The organism is Chitinophaga sp. GbtcB8 (assembly GCF_019091455.1).
Lineage (GTDB): Bacteria > Bacteroidota > Bacteroidia > Chitinophagales > Chitinophagaceae > Chitinophaga.
Map to the genome: position 1 here is coordinate 1 of NZ_JAGXJN010000015.1, position 26,882 is coordinate 26,882.

Genomic DNA, 26,882 nt, shown 5'->3' on the forward strand with positions numbered 1-26,882 from the left:
GATGATGCCCGTCCCCCGCTGATCATTTCCGGCCCCATACCGCGTGGCGAAGAGCAGGAGTTCCATGTACTGAAACCCCGCATTCAACGCCTGGTAGATGCCCAGAAAAAAGTAACCACCCAGTTCCTGAACGATGCCAAGAAATTAATAGCAGAAGGCAAGGACGATCCCAAAACAGGCGGTTTAGCGCTGATGCGCGCCTGGCGCGGGTTGCCCAAGAACAGCGCTTTAATTAAATACCTGAGCGAACCTGGTAACAAAGTGCTGCTGCAAAAAGCAGAGAACTATTACCTGGCCGACCAGCAGCGCGAAATGCCGAAGGTGGATGAGCAGCTGTACTTTCATATAGATGAAAAGAACAACAGCGTAGACCTTACGGACAAAGGCATTCACCTTATTACCCAGGAAGGCGAAGATGCCAACTTCTTCATAATGCCGGATGTAGGTTCAGAGATCGCTGAAATAGAAAAGCTGGATATTACCGCTGAAGAAAAGCTGCAACGTAAAGATGTATTGCTGCAGGAGTTTGCACAGAAATCTGACCGCATACACTCCGTACAGCAGCTGCTGAAAGCATACACGCTGTTTGATAATGATGTGGAATACGTGGTAATGGACGGTAAGGTAAAGATCGTGGATGAGCAGACCGGCCGTATACTGGAAGGCCGCCGCTACTCCGACGGTTTGCACCAGGCCATTGAAGCCAAGGAAAACGTGAAAGTGGAAGCTGCTACCCAAACCTTTGCTACCATTACTTTACAGAACTACTTCCGTATGTACCACAAGCTGGCCGGTATGACCGGTACAGCGGTTACAGAAGCCGGTGAACTGTGGGAAATATACAAGCTGGATGTAGTAACCATTCCCACCAACCTGCCTATTACCCGTATTGATGCGGAAGACCTGGTATACAAAACCAAACGCGATAAATACCGCGCTGTAATAGACGAGATCAAGATATTACAGGGTAAAGGCCGCCCGGTACTGGTAGGTACCACCTCCGTGGAAGTATCCGAGCTGCTGAGCAAAATGCTCACCTTTGAAAAAATACCGCACAATGTACTGAACGCCAAACAGCACGCCCGTGAGGCCCAGATAGTGGCTGAAGCAGGGTTGGCAGGCGCTGTAACCATTGCCACCAACATGGCCGGCCGTGGTACGGATATTAAGCTGGGCCCCGGTGTTAAGGAAGCCGGTGGTTTGGCAATTATAGGTACGGAAAGGCATGAAAGCCGCCGTGTAGACCGCCAGCTGCGTGGCCGTGCCGGCCGCCAGGGCGACCCCGGTACTTCCCAGTTCTTTGTATCTCTGGAAGATGACCTGATGCGTATGTTCGGCTCTGACCGTATTGCAGGCCTCATGGACCGCATGGGTTATAAAGAGGGCGAAGTGATACAGCACAGCATGATCACCCGCTCTATTGAACGCGCACAGAAGAAAGTGGAAGAAAACAACTTCGGCATCCGTAAGCGTTTGCTGGAGTATGATGATGTGATGAACAAACAGCGTACCGTGATCTACTCCAAACGTAACCACGCCCTGTTTGGCGAGCGCCTGGCCATTGACATTGACAACTCTTTCTACGATGTGGCGGAAAGCATTATCACCACACATAAGGAAAGCGGCGACCATGAAGCCTTTACGCTGGATGTAATCATGAACTTTTCTATAGATACCGATATTACATTGGAAGATCTGCAGAGAACAGATATTGCACTGTTAACAACTAAATTATACCACCAGGCTAAGGAAAACTATGAGCGTAAAACCGCTGAAATAGCTGCCAAAACCCTGCCGGTGATCACCCAGATCCATAAGGACCAGGGCCACCAGATAGAGAATATTTCCATTCCCTTCACCGATGGTAAAAAAGGCATTAACGTGCTGGCTAACCTGCAAAAGGTGATCGATACCCAGGGACAGGAAACGCTGAGCGCACTGGAACGCAGCATTACCCTGGCGCTGATAGATGATGCGTGGAAAGAGCACCTGCGTGCTATGGACGATCTGAAACAATCTGTACAGGGCGCAGTGTATGAACAAAAAGATCCGTTACTGATCTATAAGTTTGAAGCGTTTAACCTGTTCAAACAAATGGACGGGGAAACCAGCCGCGAGATCGTATCATTCCTGTGCAAATGCGGTATCCCGGTGCGGGAAGACCGGCACCAGGAACAGCAGATCCGTGAAGGACGCGAGCAGAAAACGGATATGAGCCGTATGCGCGCCTCTCACCAGGAGTTTGAAGGTAATGGCCAAGGCGCTGCTACCGCTACTGCAGAACAGGAATATGCTACCAATGCAGAACCTGTGCGCCAGGAGCCGGTTCGTATAGGCCCCAAGGTTGGGCGTAACGATCCCTGCCCTTGTGGAAGCGGGAAGAAGTATAAACAGTGCCACGGAAAAGACCTGTAGATAATTAATTACGAATTAGTTAATTACGAATTACGAATGAATGCGAAGAAAGCATTAGATTCGTAATTCGTAATTTTTTTTATAGTTAATCCATTGTATCCCATGAAGAATGCTACGCATTTTGTAATTGACAACTCGTAATCCATGCAGCTAAATAAATATATTGATCATACTATCCTAAAGCCAACTACCACTAAAGAGGACATTAAAACCCTGTGCATGGAGGCGGTGGAGTATGATTTTGCAGCCGTATGTGTGCCGCCCCCCTTTGTGAAAATAGCTAAGACCTTTACCGGCAATACGGGCGTGAAAGTGGCTACTGTGATCGGGTTCCCGTTTGGGTATTCTGCCATAGAGGCCAAGGTAGCGGAAACCGTACTGGCTATTGTGGACGAGGCCGATGAGCTGGATATAGTGGTTAACCTGATTGCCATCCGTAACCAGGACTGGGCTTACCTGGAAAAAGAAATTGCCACCCTGCTGCCTATTGCGCGCAGCAAAGGGAAAGTGATCAAGGTGATCATTGAAAGTGGCATATTATTGGAAGATGAAATTATACAGTGCTGTGCGCTGTACACCAAATACGCGGTGGATTATGTAAAAACCTCTACCGGGTATGCGGAAAAAGGCGCCAGTGTGGCGGCCGTACAGCTGATGCGGCAACATTTGCCGGCTAATATCCAAATAAAAGCTTCCGGAGGTATTCGTACCTTTGCTTTTGCCCAGGAGCTGATAGCTGCGGGCGCTACCCGGTTAGGATGCAGTGCCAGCGTAGCTATTATGAAGGAAAGCAAGGGACAGGGCTCCAATGGCGCTTCCGGTATTAATTATTAAGTCTTCATTATTAACTATATATGAAATATCTGATTACAGCAGCTTTAGTATTGATGGGTGGCATAGCCGCTGCACAGGACAGTACCTTTGCAACGGCCAGCGGCGGTAATGTAAAGGTGATCAAAGACAGCCGTATTGATATGCTGATCAAAAAACAGATCTACATCAATACGCTGGCTATCCGTAACCAGCCGGGTTTCCGCGTGCAGGTGATCACCACCAACCGCCGGAATGATGCCAGTGAAGCCAAAGCCCGCGTGATGCATGCTTTCCCTGATTACCGCACCTATCTTGACTTTCAGGCGCCTTATTTCAAAGTACGTATTGGCGATTTTAAAACCAGGGAAGAAGCTACCGAGCTGCGCGACAAGCTCTCTGACCTGTTTCCCAACGGCGCATTTGTAGTGCCTGCCCTCATCAACGTATCTCCGGATAAAGAATTGTCGAATGAAGAACCGAATTAAGTCATTAGCCAGTGAATTTGCACCAGCATTCATAGATATCAGACATCATATTCATTCCCATCCTGAACTCTCTTTCCAGGAATATGCCACCTCACAGTTCATCCAACAAAAGCTGGATGAATTTGGCGTTCGTTACCAGGCCAATGTAGCCGGTACCGGCATAGTAGCGCTGGTGGAAGGGAAGAACCCCTCCAAACGCACGGTGGCCATCCGCGCAGATATTGATGCCTTACCTATCGTAGAAGCCAATAACGTTCCTTACAGATCAAAAAATGAAGGCGTAATGCATGCCTGCGGGCATGATGTGCACACCACCTGTGTGCTGGGCGCTACCAAAATATTACAGCAGGTTAAGGAAGAATTTGAAGGCACTGTGAAAGTGCTGTTCCAGCCCGGTGAAGAAAAACATCCCGGCGGGGCCAGCCTCATGATCAAAGACGGCGCGCTTGAAAACCCACGTCCGCAGGCCATTTTAGGGCTGCACGTGTTACCTAATATGGAAACAGGCCTGCTGGGTTTCCGGAGTGGTAAATACATGGCCAGCGCCGATGAAATTTACATTACCATTAAAGGTAAAGGCGGGCATGCCGCAGCGCCTCATCTTACGGTGGATACTATTTTAGTAGCATCCCACCTGGTGGTAAGCCTGCAGCAGATCGTGAGCCGGAATAATGATCCCTTCTCTCCTTCTGTATTATCTATCTGTGCATTTAACGGCGGGCATACTACTAACGTAATTCCCAGTGAAGTTAAGCTGATGGGCACTTTCCGCGCCATGGATGAAACCTGGCGTTTTAAAGCGCATGAACTTATTAAGAAGCAGGCCACTGAGCTGGCGCATGCCATGGGTGCGGATATTGACATTGATATTTTAGTAGGTTACCCTACTTTATATAATAACGAAGAAGTAACTACCCAGGCACGTTCCTTAGCAGAAGCCTATATGGGTAAGGAGCAGGTGGTAGATACGGAAGTGCGGATGGGCGCAGAAGATTTTGCTTTTTACTCACAGATAGTACCGGCCTGTTTTTTCAGGCTGGGTACCGGTAATAAGGCCAGGGGCATTACCTCCGGCGTACATACGCCTACTTTTGATATTGATGAAAATGCCATTGAGATCGGTATGGGCGCAATGGCGTACCTGGCCGCTACACTGGCCGTTTAATTACGAATCAGGTATTTTAAATAAGAAGGCCTCAATCATTATAAAATGATTGAGGCCTTTGTTATTTTATTCGTAATTGAATTACAGTTCCGGGTATAGCGGGAATTGGCCCATAAAGCCGTTCACTTCTTTGCGGATCTTTGTGATCAGCGCCTCGTTATCTGCGTCCAGTAACAGCTCATCCATCCACTGTACTACCTGCGGCATATGCTCTTCTTTCATACCACGGGTGGTGATGGCTGGCACGCCTACGCGGATACCGGAGGTTACAAAAGCAGATTTATCGTCAAAAGGCACCATGTTCTTGTTCACGGTAATATCTGCCTTTACCAGGGTTTGTTCTGCTTTTTTACCGGAAATATTCTTGTTACGCAGGTCAATCAGCAGCAGGTGGTTATCCGTACCGCCGGAAATGATCTGGTAACCTTTGTCCACAAATGCTTTGGCCATGGCCTGGGCATTTTTCAGGATCTGGCGGGCATATACATCATATTCATCTGTCAGGATCTCAAAGAAGGATACTGCTTTAGCTGCGATCACATGCTCCAGCGGGCCGCCCTGGATGCCGGGGAATACCGCGGTATCCAGCAGAGAGCTCATCATACGGATCTCGCCTTTGGGCGTTTTCAGACCAAATGGGTTCTCAAAATCCTTGCCCAGCAATATCATACCGCCACGGGGGCCGCGCAGTGTTTTATGGGTGGTAGTAGTTACAAAGTGGCAATGCTCAAAGGGAGAGTTCAGCAACCCTTTGGCAATAAGGCCTGCGGGGTGGGCAATATCTGCCATTACAAAAGCGCCTACCTGGTCGGCTATGGCGCGGATGCGTTTATAATCCCAATCGCGGCTGTAAGCGCTGGCGCCGCAAACGATCAGCTTCGGCTTTTCTTTCAGCGCTATTTCCTCCATTTTATCATATTCTACCAGGCCGGTTTCTCTGTTAACGCCGTAAAAGAACGGCTGGTACAGCTTTCCGGAGTAGTTCACGGAAGAACCGTGGGTCAGGTGGCCGCCCATGCTCAGGTCCAGTCCCAGAATTTTATCGCCGGGCTGCAGAATGGCCATCATTACAGCGGCATTGGCCTGTGCGCCGGAGTGCGGCTGCACGTTGGCATATGCTGCACCAAAGATCTCCTTAGCCCTGTCAATAGCCAGCTGCTCGCTCTGATCCACTATTTCGCAACCACCATAATATCTACGTCCGGGATACCCTTCTGCATATTTATTGGTTAATACCGTACCCATGGCCTGTATTACCTGCAGGCTGGTAAAGTTTTCAGAAGCTATCAGTTCAATGCCGTGGCGCTGACGTTCCAGTTCCTGGCCGATGATATTGAATATCTGGTTGTCTCTTTGCATGGAGCTTTAAAATTTGCTGCAAAAATAGGTTAAAGGGGAATGAAATGCAATTTGTAAATAGTCCATGGCCGATGGTCCATAGTCCGTTATAAAAAAATTACTATCTTCACGCCCCTGGGGCCATATCCGGCCAGAGAGTAAGCGCTGGAACAACAAACAGCAGCACAGATTTTCTAAACCTAACGCTAAGAATGAAGGCCATAATACCAGTAGCAGGTGCCGGCACCAAGCTACGTCCGCATACATATACACAACCCAAAGCGCTGATACCACTAGCCGGGAGAACCATCCTGAGTATTATTATAGATCAGCTGGTGGAAGCAGGCATACAGGAATTTGTGTTTGTAGTAGGTTACCTGGGAGAGAAGATACAGCATTACGTACAGCAGAAATACCCGGGCCTCACCTGCCATTTTGTACAACAGAACAGCCGCGAAGGTACCGGCCACGCCATTTTACTTACCCGCGACCTGGTGAAAAATGATGAGATCCTGATCGTGCTGGGCGATACCATCTGTGAAGGGGATTACAGTGAGCTGATCAGCTCACCTGTATCTATGCTGGGACTGAAAAAAGTAGATGACCCGCGCAACTTTGGCGTAGCTGAGATAAATGAAGAAGGGCATATTGCCCGTGTGGTGGAAAAACCGCAGATCCCCAAATCCAACCTGGCTTTGGTAGGATTGTACAAGATCAAGGAAACGGAGCAGCTGTATGATTGCCTGCAAAACAATATTGACCAGAAAATAAAATCGCACGATGAATTCCAGCTTACCGATGCGCTGGAATGTATGATACAGCATAACGTGCAGTTCAAACCTTTTAAAGTAAGCAACTGGTTCGATTGCGGGCGTAAAGAAACCCTGCTGGAAACCAATGCCATCCTGCTTAAAAAATACAAGCTGGCCAATAACCCGGTGCTGCCCTATGAAGGCACTATTATTATACCGCCGGTAAGTATTGGTGAAGGCTGTAATATCAAACACTCCATCATTGGGCCCAATGTAGCCATAGGGGATAATACCGTGATCAGCTATTCCATTGTAAAAGATTCTATTATCGGCTCTTTCACCAACCTGTATGAGGTGGTGTTAAAGTCTTCCCTGATCGGCAGCGATGCCAATATCCGCGGGCTAAGCCAGAGTTTGAATATTGGCGATAATACGGAGATTGATCTCGGGTAATGGTCAATTACGAATGGTCAATTCGTAATTATATTTAAATTGCTGTATGGCTAACCGCATCGTACAACTCTTTAACATAAAATACCCCATCATCCAGGCCGGCATGGTATGGGCCAGCGGCTGGCGTTTAGCCAGTGCGGTTAGTAATGCAGGCGGCCTGGGGTTAATTGGCTCCGGCAGCATGTATCCTGATGTGCTGCAGGAGCACATCCGCAAATGCAAGCAAGCTACCCAACAGCCTTTTGGTGTGAACGTGCCCCTGCTATACCCTGACATTGAGCAGCTAATGCAGATCATTATCCGGGAAGGGGTGAAGATCGTATTCACCAGCGCCGGCAATCCTAAAACCTGGACTCCCCTGCTTAAAGAGGCGGGCATTACCGTGGTACACGTGGTATCCAGCTCCGTATTTGCCCTAAAAAGTCAAACCGCTGGTGTGGATGCAGTGGTGGCAGAAGGTTTTGAAGCAGGCGGGCATAACGGGCGGGAAGAAACTACCACCATGGTGCTGATACCTGCTGTATGCGGGCAGGTGCAGATCCCTGTTATTGCAGCGGGTGGCATTGGCTCTGGAAAAGCTATGGCAGCGGCTTTTGCGCTGGGTGCCGAAGGCGTGCAGGTGGGCAGCCGTTTTGTGGCTACGCCGGAAGCCTCATCCCACACAAATTTTAAAGAAGCTGTGCTGCAGGCCAAAGAGGGAGATACTGCATTGTCATTGAAAAAGCTAACGCCGGTACGCCTGCTCAGGAACCGGTTTTATGAAAGCGTAAAAACCGCAGAAGACCGGGGCGCCACGGCAGAAGAGCTGCTTACGCTGCTGGGCCGCAGCCGCGCTAAAAAAGGGATGTTTGAAGGGCAGCTGGAAGAGGGAGAATTGGAAATAGGCCAGGTGAGCGCGCTGATACAAACCATTAAACCTGCGGCCGCCATTGTGCAGGAGATCTGGGAAGAGTACTTACAAACCTGTAAAAGATTGTCGGCCCCCTTCTAATAAGTGTGTAATACAAAAATATATTAGCGCCACTGATCATATTCTTTGGTGATTATGATTTATTTAACATTATTATTGTTAACTTACTAACCAATTACAGCGATAAGCATCTCCAACGACGTTTTTACTGCCAATCAAACTCCCGGTAGTTTTCTAATCTGTTGCCTTACTTAATTGCCTGTTGAATTTCTTTTTAAAAGTGAACTTGTATGAATATCAATGTGTCAAACCTGATGCCCTCTTTTCGTGAAGAAGACTTACGGAACCTTTTTACAAAATTTGGCCAGGTGGCCTCCTGTAGTATTATTACCGATATATTCACCGGCGCCTCCAAAGGATTAGCGAATGTAGTAATGCCGGATAACAATGCAGCAATGGAAGCCATTGCCCAGCTGGACGGATACCGTGTAAACGGCCGGCCCATTGGGGTTAGCATGGCTAAAGAACGCCGGCAGCTCTCTTCCAGCAATGGCAGGAACTACCGGTACTAATGGTGTAGACAGCCCCAGCGTCCCCGTTGCCGGTAATATTGCCCGGCAATCATCTTAAAATGAACACCATGAAAAATATACTGATCATTGACGATGAACCTGGCATTTGCTCCCTGTTACGTACTATACTGGGTAAACAGGGTTTCATGGTGGACACTACTTTATCGGGAAACACAGCACTAAAAATGATTAAAGAAAAATCATATGATATTGTGTTCTGTGATTTCCGGTTAAAAGATAAGGAGCAAGATGGCAGTACACTGCTGCAGGTGATACACACTGCCAACCCGGAAACCGCTGTGATCATTATGACCGGGTACCCGGATGTACGCATTGCCATCCGCCTGATAAAAGAAGGCGCTTATGATTACCTGCCCAAACCCTTTACTGCCACGCAAATAACGGAAGTAGCCAACCGCGCATCAGCTGCGCAGCCGCTGCCCGTTACCACTTTTATAACACCGGCGCCGTTAAATGCAGCCACTCCTAAAAAGGGGCCTGGCCTGCAGCTTAGCGATCATTATGTATATGGCGAAAGTGAAAGCGCCCGGGAGCTGCTGCGGCAAATTAAGCTGGTAGCACCTACCAATTATAGCATTGTAATTTTCGGGGAAACGGGTACCGGTAAAGAATCGGTAGCCCGCCTGGTACATATGAACAGCGCACGGGCCCAAAAGCCATTTGTGGCGCTGGACTGCGGCTGCCTGAGCGATGAGCTGGCGGCCAGTGAATTGTTTGGTCATGAGAAAGGCGCCATTACCGGCGCTGTTAATGCTGTGCAGGGCGCTTTCCGGGAGGCGCAGGGGGGCACCCTGTTCCTGGATGAAATAGGCAACCTGAGTTATAATGTACAGGTAGCGCTGCTACGTGTGGTGCAGGAAAGGGCTATACGGCCTGTTGGCAGCACACAGGAAATACCGGTAGACATTCGCCTTATTGTAGCCTCTAATGAAGATCCGGCTAAAAGTGTAGAAAAAGGCAACTTCCGGCAGGACCTTTTTTACCGGCTGAATGAATTTAATATTGCCGTTCCGCCGCTGCGGGAAAGGCTGCAGGACCTTCCCCTGCTCATTAACAGTTTTGTAGAAGAGATACAGGAAGAGCTGCAGAAAAAATGCGGCGCCTTTTCCGATGATGTAATAGAATACTTTTATACCTACGCCTGGCCCGGCAACATCCGTGAGCTGAAAAATGTGATCAGGAGATTATGCCTGCTGTCCGTAGGTTTGCAGGAAATACCTCTTTCTTTTTTACCACAGGAAATGATGCCCGCTTCGCAGGAAACCGCACAGCAGGATGACAGTACCGCAGCTGAGCAGGAAGACCAGCATCATTTAAAAACAATTTCCCGGCAGGCGGAGTATGACAAGATCCTGTCTGTAATGAAACAGGCCCTGTATAATAAAACCAAAGCAGCACGGCTCATGAATATAGACCGTAAAACATTGTATAATAAGCTGCACCTCTACAACATCAAGCTGTAAACGGCTGCCATCAACCCTTTCTAACGATCCACTTAGCCGCTTCTTTCAGCGTTATCTTTTTACCATACATTAAAATACCGGTACGGTATATTTTACCGGCCAGCCAGGTAGTGAGTAAAAACCCTGCTACCAGGAAGATCATGGATAATGCCAGCTCCCAATAAGCTACCGTGCCCGGTACGCCATAAGGCAGGCGCGCCATCATTACCATAGGAGATGTAAAAGGTATAATGCTGCCCCATACTGCCAGCGCGCTGTTAGGGTTTTGCACGGCCGATATCATGACCATAATACCAATAATGATCGGTAAGGTAATGGGAAAGGTAAGGGATTGCACATCATTAGGATCCTCATTTACCAGGCTGCCTACTGCTGCAAATAAGGCAGAGTAAAACAAATAACCACCCAGGAAATAAAAGATAAAACAGCTGATAAGCAGGCTCCAGTTAATGCTGCCTACTATAAAGTTTATTTTCTCCATTGCATCCGCCATTGCAGCATTATTGGCATTCTGCGCCATGGCGCCGCCCTGGTTAATGGTATGCACGGTATCGGCAGAAAGGAATAAGGGTAACAACATTTGTATAGCCGTCAGCAATACACCCCATATCAGGAACTGTAACAAGCCTACCCCTGCAATACCTACGATCTTACCCATCATGAGCTGAAAAGGTTTTACGCTGGAGATCATTACTTCTGCAATGCGGCTTACCTTTTCCTCCATTACCCCACGCATTACCGACATGCCAAATACCATCAGTATAATATAAATAATAAACCCGCTGCTATAACCTACGGCATAAGCCACGGCGGAGCTGCCTTTGGTTTCCTCATCGCCGCTGCGAAAATCTATTTTTATATCGCTCTTCACCTCATCCAGCTTTTGCCGGTCAATGCCGGCTACTTCCATCCGCTTTTTTTCTATTACATCATTTATCTGCCGGTTCAGATTGCTTTCCAGCATAATGCTGGCGCGGCCTTTACTGTAGTATTCAATGCCGCTGGGGCGGTTAATATCTATGTCGGGAATGTATAATACCCCTGCGTAACCGTATTCCTGGTACTTTTGTTTAAAGGTATCTATCTTCACCAGCTCCAGCGGTTTAAAATAAATGCCTTTGGCATCCGGCAGCTTGCCAATGAACAATTTACTTTCGTCTATTACGGCTATGCGTTTACTATCTTCCCCTTTTACTGCTATAAGAATGGGGATGATAATAGTACCGGCAAAGAACAGCGGTATTAATAACGTTAATATTAAAAAGCTTTTTTTGCGTACGCGGGTACGGAATTCCCTTTTTATGATGAGCCAGATCTTATGCATATTCTTCGGTTTTCTGTACCTGGGTAATAAATATTTCGTTGAGGGTAGGTAATATCTCTTCAAAGTGAGTTACCGGTATATCCTGGCGGATGAAGTGCAGCAGGATATCGTTGGTGCTGCTGTCCTCATTCAGCTTCACGGTATAGGCATGGTCATGCTGTTTAATGATGGTAAAGTGGTGCGTGGCCATTTGCGCAAAGTTGGGTACTACGCCTACGCCAATGCGGAAAAGGTGCTGCTTAAAGGTTTGCTTCACTTCCTGCACCTGGCCTTCCAGCAGCTTCTTGCCTTTATTTACCAGTAAAATGCGGTCGCAAATTTCCTCTACCTGCTCCATCCGGTGGGTGCTGAAGATGATGGTGGTGCCGGCCTTGCTCAGGTCAAAGATCTCCTGCTTAATAAGGTTTGCATTCAGCGGGTCCAGGCCGGAGAAGGGCTCGTCCAGGATCAGCAGGGACGGGTTATGCAGGATGGTGGAAATGAACTGCACTTTTTGCTGCATGCCTTTGCTCAGCTCCTCTACCTTTTTATTCCACCAGGTATTCATATCAAACTTATTGAACCAGTGCTTCACTTTTTCCAGGGCTTCTTTTTCAGAAAGGCCTTTCAGCTGGGCCAGGTAAAGGGCCTGCTCTCCCACCCTCATCTTTTTATACAGCCCCCTTTCTTCCGGCATATAACCAATGGAGTGTATATCTTCCTGCGGGTTAAAGGGACGCCCGTTAAACAATATATTACCTTCATCGGGATAAAAGATGCCGGTGATCATGCGCAGCAGCGTGGTTCTGCCGGCGCCGTTAGGTCCCAGCAAACCAAAGATGCTGCCCCTGGGTATGTCAAAGCTGATATCATCCACTGCTTTGTGTGTGGCATAGTATTTTTTAAGGTGTTGCACCTCCAGTAAGTTCATGCTATAACAGGTAAGGTTAGGAAATAACTTACAATTAAGACTCAATATAAAAGAAAAAATTATGCTTCACGTAACTCATCCAGCAGTTTGCCTACCTGGCGCAGGTATTTTCCGTAAAAGCAGCCTACCCACCACTCTACCAGCGCTATTACTACAACTACCATTGCAATGAACGTAACCACAAAGGAGATGATGATCACCATTTTTTTATGCGGCGTAACCGGCGCAGCAGCTAAATGATCCAGGTCCAATATAACCATTACCAGGTACAGCATTATCAGGGGTATAATGGAATAGTTGAAGGATTTATACATTTCAATATTCAGCTTTATATCATAATACACTTCATATAAATTATCTTTTGAGCTGAGTGTATTGGCATACAGGCGCTGGTAGAACCGGTAGAATTTTGTGAGATGAAACACTGCAAGCATGATCAGCGCTGTATACATGGCATAAAAGGGAACAGGCGGCACACCACGTATTGACAGCAGGGGAAAAAATCCCATCAGGAAAAAGAACACGATGAGCATAATAAACTCTGTACGCATATTCTTCCTGAGCTTTGTTACCGGCATGTGTGCGCTTTTCAGGCGCTGCAAGGTTTCCGGCAGCACGGCATCTTTTCCTTCATCACTGTTCCAGGCAGACTGTAGCTCATCAAAATTCATAACCTTGTTGTTTTATAAGTGCTTTCAATTTTGTTTTGGCCCTGTTTAGCTTTACCCGGGTGTTGCCTTCACTGATGCCCAGGTTGGCTGCTATTTCTTTGTGCGAATAATTTTCCAGGTGGTAAAAGATCAATGCCTTTTCTATATTATCCAGCTTTTGCACGGCTTTGTAAAAGTGCGCCAGCTGCAGCTCTTTGAGGACTGACGGATCTTCTTCAACCGCTATATGTTCCGGCAGCTCAGGGATGCTGCTGATCTTCTTATTTTCTTTCCTGAAAAATACTACGGCGGTATTCAAAGCCACGCGGTACATCCAGGTGGAGAATTTACTCTGGCTGTTAAATGAATCATAGGATCTCCAAAGCTGGTATATGACCTCCTGGAAAAGATCCTGCTGATCTTCCGGGGTATCCATATACATTTTGGAAATTTTATGGATAATGCCTTTATGCACTTCCATAAGATTAAGGAATGCTGTTTCCCTGGTGTTCAAAGTAGCCATGCTTTAATTCATAATAGCCCCTTTGCTGTGGTATTTGCGCCAGGTATTATGATCCATTTATAAGATGAGTAGCTGCAAGCGGGGAATTGTTACAAGTTATCTTGCATTAAATTTTATGATCGCATCAGCTACCCGTTCTCCATCCATAGCGGCAGATACAATGCCGCCGGCATAACCGGCGCCTTCGCCGCAGGGATATAAACCTTTTATCTGCGGATGCATGAGTGTATCATTATCGCGGGGTATACGTACCGGCGAGGAAGTGCGGGATTCAGTGGCCACCAGTATAGCATTGTCCGTATAATAACCTTTCATTTTACGGCCAAAGGCTTTGAAAGCGGCCGCCAGCCGCGTGTGCACGGCCGGGGGTAATACATTACGCAAGTTGGTGCTGTGTACGCCGGGTACATAAGAACAATCCGGCAGGGTGGCGGATACTTTGCCGTTTACAAAATCCGTCATACGTTGTGCAGGTGCTACAAATTTGCCGCCGCCCATTTTATAGGCCTGCTGCTCTATCTGTTGCTGGTAGTACATGGCAGCCAAAGGGCCTTTATCTGCAAAAGGAGCAAAGTCTGTTTCATCCACCGTTACTACCATACCGGAGTTGGCAAAAGGGTTATTACGTTTGGAGGGCGACCATCCATTTACTACCAGCTCACCAGGATTAGTAGCAGCGGGTGCAATAATGCCACCGGGGCACATACAAAAAGAAAATACGCCGCGCCCTTCTACCTGCTCAACCAAACTGTAACTGGCAGGCGGCAGGTATTCGCCCCGCACCGCGCAATGGTATTGCGCACTATCTATTAATGCCTGCGGATGTTCAACGCGTACACCTAACGCAAAGGGTTTGGCTTCAATAAGAATTTTTTGCTGATGCAGCATTTCAAAAATATCACGTGCAGAGTGGCCGGTAGCCAGTATGACATGCGCTGCATCAAAGGTATGTCCGGCAACGGTACTTACACCTGTGATAGCGCCATTCCGCAACTGTAATTGTGTCACCTTTTCATTAAAGTGTACTTCGCCTCCGCTATCAATGATCTGCTGACGCATAGCAGTAATAATATGCGGCAGCTTGTTAGTGCCTATATGCGGATGCGCTTCATAGAGTATTTTTTCTGCTGCGCCAAAATGGACAAAAACGTTGAGCACGTGATCCACGTTTCCACGCTTTGTAGCGCGCGTATATAGCTTACCATCTGAATAGGTACCGGCGCCGCCTTCTCCAAAACAGTAATTGGATTCAGGATTTATTTCACCGTTCTTATTTAATGCGGCCAGGTCGCGGCGGCGGGTACGCACATCCGGCCCGCGTTCCAGCACAATGGGTTTAATACCCGCGCTGATGAGGTGTAATGCGGCAAATAATCCTGCCGGCCCTGCGCCTATAATTACTACGCGCGGTGCGTTGGGGGCAAGCATCTCATATGATGGTATGAAAACTTCGCGTGCATGGAAGGGCTCATCTGCAAATACCTGTAACGTTAATATATAATATACCTGCTGCCGGGAGCGGGCATCAATGGAACGTTTTAAGATGTTGTAACCGGTAATATTGCGGGCGGGGATGCCCAGGGCTGCTGCCGCCTGTTGGGTGATGGCGGTATCTGAGGCCGCTTCCTGCGGCAATAATTTTAAAGAGAGCTGTTGTATCATGCAGGTTAGGTATTTATCCTAAAACAATGCAGCCATTATGTATGGCAGGGGAAAAAGTGAAAGGTGAAAAGTGAATGAATCACCTCTCACCTTTTACTATTCATTTAAGTAGTTATACTTAGAACGGAAGATCATCAGAATCTCCTCCGCTTTGGGAGGCCGGTACTTCCTGGGAGGTATTATAGTTAGGCATGCGGTCTGCACCTGGCGCTGCGCCGGCTACTACAGACTCCATACGCCACGCATCCAGGTTAGTGATATAGTTCACTTTACCATCTTTTTCCCAGCGGGTGCCTTTAATATTAAAATATACTTTTACGGTTTCGCCTTCGTTATAACGGTCTACAATACCGGTGCGGTCCTGTACGCACTGGAACTTAATATAGTTATTAATAACCCGGCCATTGATATCATCTGATTTCTCAATAACGAACTCCCTTGTTTTAAAGGTTTCACTGCGTTGAACCGTATTATATTTTACGATCAGCTTTCCTATGATTTCAAAACTCATAAAAATATTTTTTTAACTGTTCAGATGCGCCAAAGATAGGCTTTTGAAAGGATTCACCGGAAATTAAATTTTACACAGGCTATGCACCGCCCGGCGTTCATATAATAAATTTGCACGGTATTTGATACAGGAACGACATTTTTTTTAATGCAGATACTAACATAGTTTTACACCCGCGTTGAACTTTGTTAACGAGTTGTAAACATCATTTTTTTTGTACCATGTTATTTTATCTTTCATATAGCATATCTATGGTAAACAGGTTAATCAAAATTAGAAGCAACTGTATATCAGACCAGTGTATTTTACCTTTATTATACTAGTGTAGTACACAATGAAAATCAACGCATAAACAAAGGGAAAAGTAACACCGAACAGGAGGACAAAGACTGTAAACAGATGGAGATAAACAAGGGTAGGAAAATTTTTTTTTTCAACATTTTCTACAGATATTCGTCGTCCTGTCTGAAAATTTTCTGACATCCACTGTTGGGAAATTTTGAAATTCGAGAACATCCTTAATTAACAACAATATAATTTTTTTAATCTCAATGAATAAAACTTGCGAACAAGTTTGGGAAAGGTGTCTTAATATAATTAGGGATATTGTGGAATGGCAGCCATTTAAAACCTGGTTTGAACCTATTAAGCCCATCAAACTTGAAAACAATGTTTTAACGATCCAAGTCCCCAGTCAGTTTTTTTATGAATATCTGGAAGAGCATTACGTTGGACTGTTAGGAAAGACCATCAAAAGGGAATTAGGTAAAGAGGCGAGGTTAGAGTACAGAATAGTAGTTGAAAATGGAACACCACACCAGCATCCCAAAACGGTGAATATGCCTACGCAGTTCACGAAGCTCCAGAAAGACAGTGAAGTGGACTTCCCGTTAACCATACAGAATCCGGTTAAGAATCCTTTTGTTATACCGGGCATTAAACGTGTACAGATTGATTCACAGCTCAATCCTAATTACACCTTTGATTCCTTTATAGAAGGTGACTGTAACCGCGTAGCCCGCAGGGCAGGTAAAACTGTTTCGGAGAAACCAGGCGGTACTTCGTTTAACCCCTTAGTAGTATATGGTGGTGTTGGCTTAGGCAAAACACACCTTGCACAGGCTATTGGGAACGAGGTAAAAAGAGTACATCCCAACAAGGCGGTATTATATGTAAGCGCGGAGAAATTCATTAACCAGTTTATTGATCACTCCAAGAACAGTATTATTAATGACTTCATACATTTCTATCAGCTGATAGATGTATTAATAGTAGATGATATACAGTTCTTTGCCCGTGCTGAAAAAACGCAGGATGCTTTTTTTGCCATCTTCAACCACCTGCACCAATCCGGTAAACAGCTGATCTTAACTTCTGATAAGCCGCCCAAAGACCTGGATGGTTTACAGGAAAGATTACTGAGCCGTTTCCGCTGGGGCCTGAGCGCTGACATGCAGGTGCCTGATTTTGAAACGCGCATGGAGATCCTGGAAATGAAGATGCGTAACGATGGGCTGGAGATGCCGAAAGAAGTGATCAAGTATGTGGCTTATAATATACAAAGCAATGTACGCGAGCTGGAAGGCGCATTAATATCCCTGCTGGCACAATCTTCCCTGAACCGGAAAGAGATTGACCTGGAGCTGGCCAAACGCGTGCTGAAATCCTTTGTGAAAACATCTTCCAAAGAGATCACTATTGAAAGCATCCAGAAAATGGTGTGCGAATATTTTGATGTGCCTTATGATAAGCTGCTGCAGAAAACACGCAAGCGCGAAATTGTACAGGCCCGCCAGATCACCATGTACCTGGCCAAATCATTTACGAAAAATTCTTTAAAGACCATTGGCGAACATTTTGGCGGCCGTGACCACACTACGGTGATACACTCCTGCCAAACGGTGAAAGACCTGATGGATACTGATATTACCTTCCGCGACAGCGTGATTGAATTACAACAGAAAGTGCAACTGGCCGCTATGTAAGCGTGCCCTCCCTATCCCTGCAACATAACCCTGCTAACCTTATTGGAAAAAATGTCCCGGCACACGCCGGGACATTTTTCTTTTGTATACTCCTGTTAACCCTTAACAATTTCATAAATTCGCCCATGCGTAAAACTTTCCACGCAGTCAATATCTTTGAGCGGCAATAGCCATATGCAATACGAGGCTACGATATGGGACAGGGTTCAACAAGGGAATGCAAATGCATTTCAGCAGCTGTTTGACCAACACTGGGAGCCCCTTTTTACCTATGCCTGTAAAATATTAAAAGATCCCGCCCTTGCCCAGGATACCCTGCAAAGCTTATTCATTCACCTCTGGGAAAAACATAACACACTGCCACAGGTAAAAGCCGTGGCTCCTTACCTGCGCCAGGCGCTGCGCAACCGCCTGCTGAACGTATTGCGGGACCAGCAGGTGTATGAGCACCATGTAGCTGCGTTCCGGCAAGCCGTACTTGATAGCGATAATTCGCTGCTGGAAGACCTGCAGGGAAAAGAAACCGAACAACAACTATTGCAGTCTATCAATACTTTGCCGGAGAAAATGAAAAATGTATTTTACCTGCACCGTATTGAAAACCTGTCTGTGACTGAAATAGCCGCCCGTACGGGTTCATCCGAACAAACCATCCGTAACCAGCTGAATACTGCTTTACAACGTTTAAAAACCAGGTGGAATTCAATTGCCTGGTTCTTTTTGTGAGGATATAAAAAAAGAGGAGACAGGGTATACCGGTTAACTACTGCTTGTGCTTATTACTTATGTACCTGGCCTTGCGTTTATCTCATACTTTTAGCATCCTGCCTATATAACGCCCAATGTTACCGAATTGTTAAGCGCTTTTCAAAAATAGTTAAAACCTTTTGCGGCCGTGTCTTTATATAAAAGACAGCTGTATCGTGAACAAAGCTACCCTGCTATATTTACTGGATAAGTTCAAACAAGGCCTTTGCACTGCGGAGGAGCACCAGCTGTTATACCGCTGGCTGGATCAGCTGGAGCAGGAAGCCCCGGAACAGGCCTTACTTACCGCAGAAGAAAAACAGCAGGTGAAGAACAGCATGCTGCAGCACATTCTTTCAGCCATGGCCCCCTCCCGCCGCAGGCTCCCGCTGCACTTACGCTGGGTGCAGGTAGCAGCTGCCATTACCATACTGGCAGGCATCACTTATTTATTACGTTTGCAGCTTACGCCCAAACAGGCAGGCTGGCTTACGCAGCAGAACAACAGCACAGCCATGCAGCGCCTGTTATTGCCGGATAGCTCACTGGTAATGCTGGGGGCACATACCACCCTGCAATACACCCGCAGCGGCAGAACTATTAAATTATTACAGGGCAAGGCATTTTTTGATGTGCGCACCAATCCGCAGCAACCTTTTACCGTAGAAAGCAATGGCATACATACTACTGTGCTGGGCACCTCCTTTTCGGTAGCTGCCTATAAACAATTGTATGCCTGCCGTGTAACCGTAATAACAGGTAAGGTACAGGTACATAACTATGGCATTTTAACACCCGCACAACGCATTACCATACCAGCCGCAGAAAAAACAGCGCTGCGCGATAGTATAGCGCTGCCCGATGCGCTGGCCTGGACCAGCGGCACTATTGTGCTGCGCAATGCCAGCCTGCAGGAGCTGTTATATATGTTACAGGAGCAGTATGGCATTACGCCCCATACACGGCTAAATACACAGCAGGGGAATTACACCCTTCGCTTACAGGCAGCTATGCCTTTGGAGCAGGTATTAACTATCGTAGAAAAAATAAGTTATAAACCAAAAATCCGCTTCCGTATGCAGCAACATCAACTAACTGTTTATTAAGCTTAGCTATAACGCACCACTGACTATTATTTAAGAAAAAACTACCTGCAGCTCTTAGCGTAAAAAATAAGCCCGCTAAAAGCTAATAGCCTTGTCATGACCTTAACAATTACCCATATGGAAAAAAACAGACCACTATTGCATTCCGCTTTTTACCGTTTGGCCTTTGCGGCCTCACTGGCCCTGATGCTGGTGAGCGCAGTAGCCATGGCCTTACCCGGCTCCGCACAGGTGCTTAAAAAAGTAGTACGCCAGCTACAGGTACCTGCCGGCAGCCTTTCCAGCGCTTTAAAGAAATTAGAGACCACGGCAGGTATCAGCCTCGCCTACGATGAAACTGCCCTGCAGAAAGTATCTGTTACTGCCGGTACTTACAAAGCCAGCGCAGTGGAAGATATTTTGCAGGCGCTGCTGCGTAATACGTCGCTCACTTTTGAAGAACGCTACAACACCATTCTTATTTATGATAAGGAAATGTTGCAGCACAGCTCTGTGCAACAGGTAGCGGAAAAGATCACCCTTGCCGGTACAGTTGCAGATAAGAACGGCCCGTTAATAGGCGCTACGGTTGTGGTGAAAGGCACTACCACCGGCACCAGCACAGATGCAGGCGGACGTTTTACCCTGTCCGTAGCCGCTGCTGACAACCTGGTATTACAGGTTAGCATGGTAGGTTTTAAAACAGCAGAAGTGCCGGTAGGCGCACAACGCAGCTTTACCATTCTGCTGGAAGAAAATGCGCTGAACCTGGACCAGCTGGTAGTAGTAGGTTATGGCACCCAGCGTAAAGCCACACTTTCCGGCGCAGTAGCAGATGTGCAGCTGGATAAGCTCAGCTCCCGCTCCCTGAACGATCTTGCAGAAGCCTTACAGGGCAAAGCCCCGGGCGTAATAGTACAAAACCAGGGTGGCGATCCTACCTCTGTGCCTAAAGTATATATACGCGGCCTGGGTGGCATTAACGGGGAAGATCCGCTGTACGTTGTGGACGGCGCTATTTATACCGGCGGCCCTATTAACCCGAATGACATTGCATCCATGAACGTGCTGAAAGACGCTGCTGCCGCTATTTACGGCGCACGCGCATCCGGCGGTGTAGTGATCATTACTACTAAAAAAGGAAAAGAAGGCGCTGCCACCGTTACGCTGGATGCCAAGGCAGGTTTCCAGATGGCGGCCAAAAAATTAAATACCCTTACTGCCAAACAGTTTGCAGATGTAATGAACACAGCTGCTGATGCAGCCGGCAACCCGCGCCTGGATGCATTTGACGCCAGCAAATACCCCGACGGACAAATTACCCGCACCAACTGGCTGGATGAAATTTTTCGCACCGGTAAGATCCAGGACTACAATGTGAATGTAAATGGCGGTAATGCCAAATCACACTACTACATGGGTTTTGGCTACCGCAAAGGCGAAGGCATTTTGCTGAACACTTATAGTGAGCGCTACTCCTTCCGCATGAATTCCGATGCGCAGATCAAGCCCTGGTTAAAGATCGGTGAAAACCTTTCCTACACTTACACGAATGGTAACGGCACTAACACCACCAGCCCTTACACCGGTGTTATTTATACCGCATTGGGTTACCCGCGTAATGTAACACCTTATACATCTACCGGCGCTTTCAGCGGCATGCCTGAACAATATGCCGGCGCTTATGGCGACCTGGCTAACCCGGTAGCTATATTGCAACGCCTGGATTATAAAGAACCAGTAAGCAATATTAACCTGAACCCTTATGCAGAAGTGCAGCTCACCAAAGACCTGCTGTTCCGCTCCAACTTTGCAGTTACCAAATCGTTCGATAACGCCAAGAGCTTTGCCACCAAAGCACCGGAGATCGGTAAGATCAGCAACAGCAATGAGCTGCGCCAGCAGATCAATAACTTTTCCGAGCTCCTCTCAGAGCAAACACTTACCTATAACAAACAGCTGGGCGATCATCACCTGAACGTGCTGGCCGGTTATACCTTCCAACAGCATGATGGCGATTACCTGACCGTATATGCCAACGGCTTTAACGATGAACGGAATGAGTACCGTTATTTTGATAACGCCACCATCCTCAACAAACCTTCCAGCGGAAAAGATAAATGGGCCATTGAATCATACCTGGGCCGTGTGAACTATGATTACCGGAGCAAATACCTGTTTACGCTGTTAGGCCGAAGGGATGGTACTTCCCGCGTAGCAGCCGATCACCGTTATGAGAATTATTACTCTGTTTCCGGTGGCTGGGTGCTTACAGAAGAAGATTTTTTACATGATATTAAATGGCTCAACTTTCTGAAGCTGCGCGGCAGCTATGGCCTGTTAGGCAACCTGGCCAGCCTGCCCAGCAACGCGGTAAGCATTCCCATGAAATCCACACAGATCTTTATAGGCGCTGATCCTACGCAGGTAGGGGGCTACGCGGAAGATGCACTGTCTAACCCCTACCTTACCTGGGCTAACTCCCGCCAGGTGAACATTGGTACAGACATTGGCCTGTTTAACAACAGCCTTTCATTAGTGGCAGATTATTTTGTGAAGACCACTGAAAAAATGCTGATGCAAACCGCACCGCCCAGCACTGCCGGCGTAACCAACGGTGCATGGAAAAATGCCGGTAAGTTCCGCGACAATGGTATTGAGCTGGGATTGAACTATAACGGCAGCAGCGGTAAAGACTTTCAATACAGCGCAGGCGTTACTTTAACCAAGCTAAATAACAAGCTGCTGGCGCTGGATGAAGGCAGAACCACTTTGCCCAACAGCATTAACGTGCGCAGCAGCCTTACCCCCATCCGTATTGAAACCGGCCATCCGCTGTATTCTTACTACGTGGTAAAAACCGATGGCATTTTCAAAACACAGGAAGAGGTAAATAATTATAAGAACAAGGATGGTGATCTGATACAGCCCAATGCCAAACCAGGTGATATCCGTTTTGTAGACAAGAACGGCGATGGTATGATCACGAATGATGACCGCCAGTTTGCAGGCAGCCCCTATCCTGATTTCACCTATGGATTTAGCTTTAACGCCAGCTATAAGGGTTTTGACCTGAACCTGTTCATGCAGGGTGTACAGGGCAATAAATTATTCAATGCGCTGAAGTACACTAACATGAACGCCAGCATTGGTACTAACTACAACATGCTCTCCGGCATTCTGAATGCATGGACACCGGAAAACCCCAACAGCAATATACCGCGCATTAATGCCAGTGATGCCAACGGCAACTACGGCACCACCTCTGACTGGTATATTGAGAACGGATCTTACCTGCGTATTAAGAACGTAACGCTGGGTTATACCTTACCGGGCATACTTACCAAACGCGTTGGCTTAAACAGTTTACGTGTATACGTTACTGCTAATAACCTGTACACCTTTACCAAGTATAAAGGTTTTGATCCCGAAGTAGGTATGGACCAATACGGCATAGACGCCGGCCGCTACCCGCAGGCACGCAGCGTATTGGTTGGGTTGAATGTTAATTTTTAGGCTGAAAGCGCAAAGCAGAAAGCATAAAGCTGAAGGCATTTGATGATTAAAAAATTGAATGATAATATGAAAATGATTATAAAGAATTTGATCTGGGCAACGGTGGTTATTATAGCGCTGGGCGCCTGTAACAAAAAGCTGGACATTGTGCCGGAAGGCTCGCCTACTACCGGCAATTTCTGGACCACTGATAAAGACGCCATAGCCGGCGCCAACGCCATGTATGATCAGTTTGACGATGAAAACTTTTACGGCCGCGGTTACTGGTGGTTCATTAATGCCAGCGACGATATGGTTACCGGCCGTATAAAAGCGGAAGGTGATAACATCAAGAACTTTAACCGCAACTTTATAGGCGGCTCTTATACGGAAGGACAGTGGAAGCTGCGCTACATTGTGATCAAACGCGCCAATGACGTTATCCTGAAAGTGCCGTCCATTAATATGGACGCTGCGCTGAAGAACCGCATTTTAGGGGAAGCTTATTTCCTGAGCGGTTTAATGTATTTCCAGCTGGCATATACGTATGGCGGTGTACCCATTGTTAACCGCGACAGCCTGTTGAATGATAAACCTATTCCCCGTGCAGCCAGCGCAGATATAGTGTATGAATATGCAGAGAAGGAACTGAAACAGGCATCTGCCCTGCTGCCTTATTTTGATCAGCTGGCGCAGGCAGACTATGGCCGCCCGCATAAAACAGCGGCCCTGGCATTCCTGAGCAAAATGTTCCTGTATAAAAAGGATTATGCGCATGCAGAACAGTATGCAGATTCTGTGATCTTAAGCGGCAAACACCAGCTGTTGGATAACTTCAGCGATGTGTTCACCATTGCCAACAACTGGTCTAAAGAATACATCTGGAGCGCTTACTCCACCATGAAAGGCACCGGTGGCTGGGGCAGCATACTGCCTGGTGTAATGCTGGAAAACAAAGGCTGGGGTAAGTACAACGGCTGGGGTTATTACATGCCTACCAAAGAGCTGTATGACGCCTATGAAACCGGCGATAAACGCAGGGAAGCCACCATTCTTAAACCCGGCGATCATTTTACCTTTTGGGGAAAAGATACCGTGTACGGATCGCTGAACAGCCTTTCCGGCTACCAGTTCCGCAAATACATGGAGCCTTTCAGCTATGCCAACGCCATTCACCTGAGCCCTAACGGCGACCACCCTACTACGGACCTGTGTGTGCCGCTGCTGCGCTATGCGGAGATCATTCTCATAAAAGCAGAAGCCAAGCTGATGCAGGGTAAAAATGCAGATGTGGAGATCAACCAGATCCGCCACCGGGCAGGGTTAGCCAATGTAACCAATGCTACCATGGACGAGCTGAAAAAACAGCGCCGCTGTGAGCTGGCCGGTGAGTGGGCCAACCGCCATTATGACCTGGTACGCTGGGGCGATGCGCAGGCTGCCTACAGCAAAGCGCTGCACGGCACCGGTGGGCGCGAAGTGTGGCCCGCCCGCACTTTTAACCCGGCCATCCATAACGTTTGGCCCGTGCCGCAAAGTGAGATCGACAACAGTGGCGGTATTGTAACCCAGAACACGGGCTGGTAAACCGTTCATAATTTTTAATAGTATGATCAATTACGAACTATGAAAGATGATCAAACCGATTATTAAATTCGTAGTTCGTAATTGATCTTTTTCATTTAAACAGCAGCCATATTTATGCAACAACACATCCGGAATATTTTATTCGCCCTCCTCATACTACCCTCTGCCTATGCGCAAATCATTACGCATACCACTGCTAATGCGCATGCACATAACGATTACGAACATCTCCTCCCTTTTTATACCGCTTATTACAAAAACTTTGGCTCCATAGAAGCAGATGTATTTGCCCGGAACGGGCAGCTGTATGTAGCCCACAATGAAAAAGATATTGACAGCAGCCGTACACTGACCGCTTTATACCTGCAGCCGCTGCGGGCCATGATCCGGAAAAATAACGGCAATGCTTTTAAAGATGGTAAGCCATTACAGCTGCTGATCGATTTTAAAACAGACAGTGTGCTCACCATGCAAACGCTGGTGAAGCAATTGCAGCAATACCCGGACATTACCGGCAATGCGCATGTACAGATCGTTATCAGCGGCAGCCAGCCCGTACCAGCGCAATGGGCGCAATACCCTGCTTATATCCTGTTTGATGGCAAGCCGGGAAGCTACCCCGAGGGCGCCTTACAGCGCATGCCCCTGTTCAGCTATAACTTCCAGGAGTACACGAAATGGAATGGGAAGGGCAAAATGGTAGTTGCAGATGAAAAGCATGTACAGGCGCTGATAGACAGCGTACACCAGCTGCATAAAAAGATCCGTTTCTGGGGCGCTCCGGACAACGTAAATACCTGGATCACTTTGGCACACATGGGCGTGGATTATATTGGCACCGACCAATTGGATGAGCTTTCAAAATACCTGGAAACCCGCCCCTCCGGCGAATACCAGTCTACAAATAATACGCATGCGCTTTACAAAGCGCGTTATGTAAATAATGATAAGCTATCAAGGGTAAAGAACGTGATACTGCTGATCGGGGATGGCATGGGCCTTACGGAAATTTATGCCGGTTACACCGGTAACCGCGGGCAGCTGAACCTGTTGCAGATGATCAATATCGGTTTTTCCAAAACCAGCTCCGCGGATAGCTATATCACAGATTCTGCTGCCGGCGCTACTGCCATAGCCAGCGGGCAAAAAACCAATAACCGTTACATTGGGGTAGATGCTACCGGCGTGGCCCACCCGCCTATACCCCAGCTGATACAGCGTTATGGCATGGAAAGTGCGCTGATCAGCGCCGGCGATATTACGGATGCAACGCCCGCTGCTTTCTACGGCCACCAGGCAGACCGCGCTATGGAAGATGGCATTGCTGCAGATTTCTTAAACAGCCCCGTGAGCATTATGATAGGCGGCGGCAGGCTGCATTTTACACAGCCGCTTAAAGGCCAGCCGCTTACACCCCGGCTGCAGCAAAAAGGCTATACCCTTTACCCGCGTTTTGCAGAGCTGGACAACATACAAACCCGCAAATGGCTGCTGCTGGACGATAGCGCCGTAGTACCTGTATTAAAAGGCCGCGGTGATTTCCTGACCCGCTCTTTACAGAAAACCATACACACTTTGCAGGATAACAGGAACGGCTTTTTTGTAATGGCAGAAGGCGCGCAGATAGATGCCGGCGGCCATGCCAACAATGTGCCCTATAATGTTACAGAGATGATGGATTTTGATAAAGCAATAGGCGCCGCTATGGAATTTGCAGATACCAATGGTGAAACACTGGTGATTGTAACTGCGGATCATGAAACGGGTGGACTGAGCCTGTTAGGCGGCGATATACGAAAAGGATATGTAAGCGGCCATTTCAGCACCAATGACCATACTGCCGTAATGGTGCCGGTTTTTGCCTATGGCCCGCATTCCCTGGACTTCAGGGGCGTGTATGAGAATACGGAGCTTTTTGAAAAGATCATGAAAATACTATCAGTACGTAAGTAGATCCAGCTAATACGGACAATAAATATTGTGCTTACTGCAAATGTATTGCGGCAAGAACCCTCA

The 26,882-nt window shown here is 47.4% G+C and carries 21 protein-coding genes; 14 read left to right on the forward strand and 7 right to left on the reverse strand.

The annotated features are described in order from the left end of the window. From KVT36_RS14970 to KVT36_RS14985, 4 genes are all read left to right on the forward strand, one after another. A partial coding sequence (locus tag KVT36_RS14970) for an SEC-C metal-binding domain-containing protein (protein ID WP_217604291.1) occupies positions 1–2,415 on the forward strand: 2,415 nt, incomplete at its 5' end. Positions 2,416–2,559: 144 nt separating this feature from the next. After that, a complete protein-coding gene (deoC, locus tag KVT36_RS14975) occupies positions 2,560–3,249 on the forward strand; it encodes a deoxyribose-phosphate aldolase (RefSeq protein WP_217604292.1) in 690 nt (229 codons plus the stop codon). 20 nt (positions 3,250–3,269) lie between these two features. Then, positions 3,270–3,713: an SPOR domain-containing protein gene (locus KVT36_RS14980; protein ID WP_217604293.1), complete on the forward strand. Its 444-nt coding sequence runs from the start codon at positions 3,270–3,272 to the stop codon at positions 3,711–3,713. Further along, entirely contained in the window at positions 3,697–4,878 is a 1,182-nt protein-coding gene (locus tag KVT36_RS14985; RefSeq protein ID WP_217604294.1) for a M20 family metallopeptidase, read from the forward strand. The genes KVT36_RS14980 and KVT36_RS14985 overlap by 17 nt, the downstream gene beginning before the upstream one ends. A gap of 81 nt (positions 4,879–4,959) precedes the next feature. Here KVT36_RS14985 and glyA read toward each other — a convergent pair whose 3' ends face one another. Beyond that, positions 4,960–6,237: a serine hydroxymethyltransferase gene (glyA, locus tag KVT36_RS14990; RefSeq protein WP_217604295.1), complete on the reverse strand. Its 1,278-nt coding sequence runs from the start codon at positions 6,235–6,237 to the stop codon at positions 4,960–4,962. Positions 6,238–6,428: 191 nt separating this feature from the next. On the opposite strand from glyA, the gene KVT36_RS14995 reads away from it, so the two are divergent. The 4 genes from KVT36_RS14995 to KVT36_RS15010 all read left to right on the forward strand — a co-directional run bounded on the left by KVT36_RS14995 (position 6,429) and on the right by KVT36_RS15010 (position 10,387). Then, entirely contained in the window at positions 6,429–7,421 is a 993-nt protein-coding gene (locus tag KVT36_RS14995; RefSeq protein WP_217604296.1) for a sugar phosphate nucleotidyltransferase, read from the forward strand. 46 nt (positions 7,422–7,467) lie between these two features. Continuing rightward, entirely contained in the window at positions 7,468–8,412 is a 945-nt protein-coding gene (locus KVT36_RS15000) for a nitronate monooxygenase family protein (RefSeq protein ID WP_217604297.1), read from the forward strand. Between the two features lie 209 nt (positions 8,413–8,621). Continuing rightward, entirely contained in the window at positions 8,622–8,903 is a 282-nt protein-coding gene (locus tag KVT36_RS15005; protein ID WP_089906371.1) for a hypothetical protein, read from the forward strand. A gap of 68 nt (positions 8,904–8,971) precedes the next feature. Then, on the forward strand, positions 8,972–10,387 hold the full coding sequence (locus KVT36_RS15010) for a sigma-54 dependent transcriptional regulator (RefSeq protein ID WP_217604298.1): 1,416 nt from the start codon (positions 8,972–8,974) through the stop codon (positions 10,385–10,387). Between the two features lie 10 nt (positions 10,388–10,397). Here KVT36_RS15010 and KVT36_RS15015 read toward each other — a convergent pair whose 3' ends face one another. From KVT36_RS15015 to KVT36_RS15040, 6 genes are all read right to left on the reverse strand, one after another. Then, a complete protein-coding gene (locus KVT36_RS15015; RefSeq protein WP_217604299.1) occupies positions 10,398–11,711 on the reverse strand; it encodes an ABC transporter permease in 1,314 nt (437 codons plus the stop codon). Further along, positions 11,704–12,621: an ABC transporter ATP-binding protein gene (locus KVT36_RS15020; protein ID WP_217604300.1), complete on the reverse strand. Its 918-nt coding sequence runs from the start codon at positions 12,619–12,621 to the stop codon at positions 11,704–11,706. Before KVT36_RS15020 ends, KVT36_RS15015 begins: the two co-directional genes overlap by 8 nt. A gap of 59 nt (positions 12,622–12,680) precedes the next feature. Beyond that, on the reverse strand, positions 12,681–13,292 hold the full coding sequence (locus tag KVT36_RS15025; protein WP_217604301.1) for a hypothetical protein: 612 nt from the start codon (positions 13,290–13,292) through the stop codon (positions 12,681–12,683). Beyond that, positions 13,282–13,794: an RNA polymerase sigma factor gene (locus tag KVT36_RS15030; protein WP_217604302.1), complete on the reverse strand. Its 513-nt coding sequence runs from the start codon at positions 13,792–13,794 to the stop codon at positions 13,282–13,284. The genes KVT36_RS15025 and KVT36_RS15030 overlap by 11 nt, the downstream gene beginning before the upstream one ends. Before the next feature lie 96 nt (positions 13,795–13,890). Continuing rightward, positions 13,891–15,456 carry an NAD(P)/FAD-dependent oxidoreductase gene (locus tag KVT36_RS15035; protein ID WP_217604303.1) on the reverse strand — a complete coding sequence of 522 codons (1,566 nt, stop codon included), beginning with the start codon at positions 15,454–15,456 and terminating at the stop codon, positions 13,891–13,893. A 118-nt stretch (positions 15,457–15,574) separates the two neighbouring features. Continuing rightward, positions 15,575–15,967 carry a DUF3127 domain-containing protein gene (locus KVT36_RS15040; RefSeq protein WP_089906378.1) on the reverse strand — a complete coding sequence of 131 codons (393 nt, stop codon included), beginning with the start codon at positions 15,965–15,967 and terminating at the stop codon, positions 15,575–15,577. Positions 15,968–16,518: 551 nt separating this feature from the next. On the opposite strand from KVT36_RS15040, the gene dnaA reads away from it, so the two are divergent. From dnaA to KVT36_RS15070, 6 genes are all read left to right on the forward strand, one after another. Beyond that, positions 16,519–17,952: a chromosomal replication initiator protein DnaA gene (gene dnaA / locus KVT36_RS15045; RefSeq protein ID WP_217604304.1), complete on the forward strand. Its 1,434-nt coding sequence runs from the start codon at positions 16,519–16,521 to the stop codon at positions 17,950–17,952. Positions 17,953–18,126: 174 nt separating this feature from the next. Beyond that, positions 18,127–18,678 (forward strand): RNA polymerase sigma factor, encoded by a 552-nt coding sequence (locus KVT36_RS15050; RefSeq protein WP_217604305.1) that lies wholly within the window; start codon positions 18,127–18,129, stop codon positions 18,676–18,678. 197 nt (positions 18,679–18,875) lie between these two features. After that, entirely contained in the window at positions 18,876–19,805 is a 930-nt protein-coding gene (locus KVT36_RS33185) for a FecR domain-containing protein (protein WP_217604306.1), read from the forward strand. A gap of 117 nt (positions 19,806–19,922) precedes the next feature. After that, positions 19,923–23,300, forward strand: coding sequence for a TonB-dependent receptor (locus tag KVT36_RS15060; protein WP_217604307.1), 3,378 nt, complete (start codon positions 19,923–19,925; stop codon positions 23,298–23,300). Positions 23,301–23,366: 66 nt separating this feature from the next. Then, positions 23,367–24,866 carry a RagB/SusD family nutrient uptake outer membrane protein gene (locus KVT36_RS15065; protein ID WP_217604308.1) on the forward strand — a complete coding sequence of 500 codons (1,500 nt, stop codon included), beginning with the start codon at positions 23,367–23,369 and terminating at the stop codon, positions 24,864–24,866. A 114-nt stretch (positions 24,867–24,980) separates the two neighbouring features. Next, entirely contained in the window at positions 24,981–26,819 is a 1,839-nt protein-coding gene (locus KVT36_RS15070; protein WP_217604309.1) for an alkaline phosphatase, read from the forward strand. The last annotated feature ends 63 nt before the right edge of the window (positions 26,820–26,882 follow it).

Coding starts and splice junctions, on each gene's coding strand:
- deoC (WP_217604292.1), top strand. CDS start 2,560: ATGCAGCTAAATAAATATATTGATCATACTATCCTAAAGCCAACTACC.
- KVT36_RS14980 (WP_217604293.1), top strand. CDS start 3,270: ATGAAATATCTGATTACAGCAGCTTTAGTATTGATGGGTGGCATAGCC.
- KVT36_RS14985 (WP_217604294.1), top strand. CDS start 3,697: ATGAAGAACCGAATTAAGTCATTAGCCAGTGAATTTGCACCAGCATTC.
- glyA (WP_217604295.1), bottom strand. CDS start 6,237: ATGCAAAGAGACAACCAGATATTCAATATCATCGGCCAGGAACTGGAA.
- KVT36_RS14995 (WP_217604296.1), top strand. CDS start 6,429: ATGAAGGCCATAATACCAGTAGCAGGTGCCGGCACCAAGCTACGTCCG.
- KVT36_RS15000 (WP_217604297.1), top strand. CDS start 7,468: ATGGCTAACCGCATCGTACAACTCTTTAACATAAAATACCCCATCATC.
- KVT36_RS15005 (WP_089906371.1), top strand. CDS start 8,622: ATGAATATCAATGTGTCAAACCTGATGCCCTCTTTTCGTGAAGAAGAC.
- KVT36_RS15010 (WP_217604298.1), top strand. CDS start 8,972: ATGAAAAATATACTGATCATTGACGATGAACCTGGCATTTGCTCCCTG.
- KVT36_RS15015 (WP_217604299.1), bottom strand. CDS start 11,711: ATGCATAAGATCTGGCTCATCATAAAAAGGGAATTCCGTACCCGCGTA.
- KVT36_RS15020 (WP_217604300.1), bottom strand. CDS start 12,621: ATGAACTTACTGGAGGTGCAACACCTTAAAAAATACTATGCCACACAC.
- KVT36_RS15025 (WP_217604301.1), bottom strand. CDS start 13,292: ATGAATTTTGATGAGCTACAGTCTGCCTGGAACAGTGATGAAGGAAAA.
- KVT36_RS15030 (WP_217604302.1), bottom strand. CDS start 13,794: ATGGCTACTTTGAACACCAGGGAAACAGCATTCCTTAATCTTATGGAA.
- KVT36_RS15035 (WP_217604303.1), bottom strand. CDS start 15,456: ATGATACAACAGCTCTCTTTAAAATTATTGCCGCAGGAAGCGGCCTCA.
- KVT36_RS15040 (WP_089906378.1), bottom strand. CDS start 15,967: ATGAGTTTTGAAATCATAGGAAAGCTGATCGTAAAATATAATACGGTT.
- dnaA (WP_217604304.1), top strand. CDS start 16,519: ATGAATAAAACTTGCGAACAAGTTTGGGAAAGGTGTCTTAATATAATT.
- KVT36_RS15050 (WP_217604305.1), top strand. CDS start 18,127: ATGCAATACGAGGCTACGATATGGGACAGGGTTCAACAAGGGAATGCA.
- KVT36_RS15060 (WP_217604307.1), top strand. CDS start 19,923: ATGGAAAAAAACAGACCACTATTGCATTCCGCTTTTTACCGTTTGGCC.
- KVT36_RS15065 (WP_217604308.1), top strand. CDS start 23,367: ATGAAAATGATTATAAAGAATTTGATCTGGGCAACGGTGGTTATTATA.
- KVT36_RS15070 (WP_217604309.1), top strand. CDS start 24,981: ATGCAACAACACATCCGGAATATTTTATTCGCCCTCCTCATACTACCC.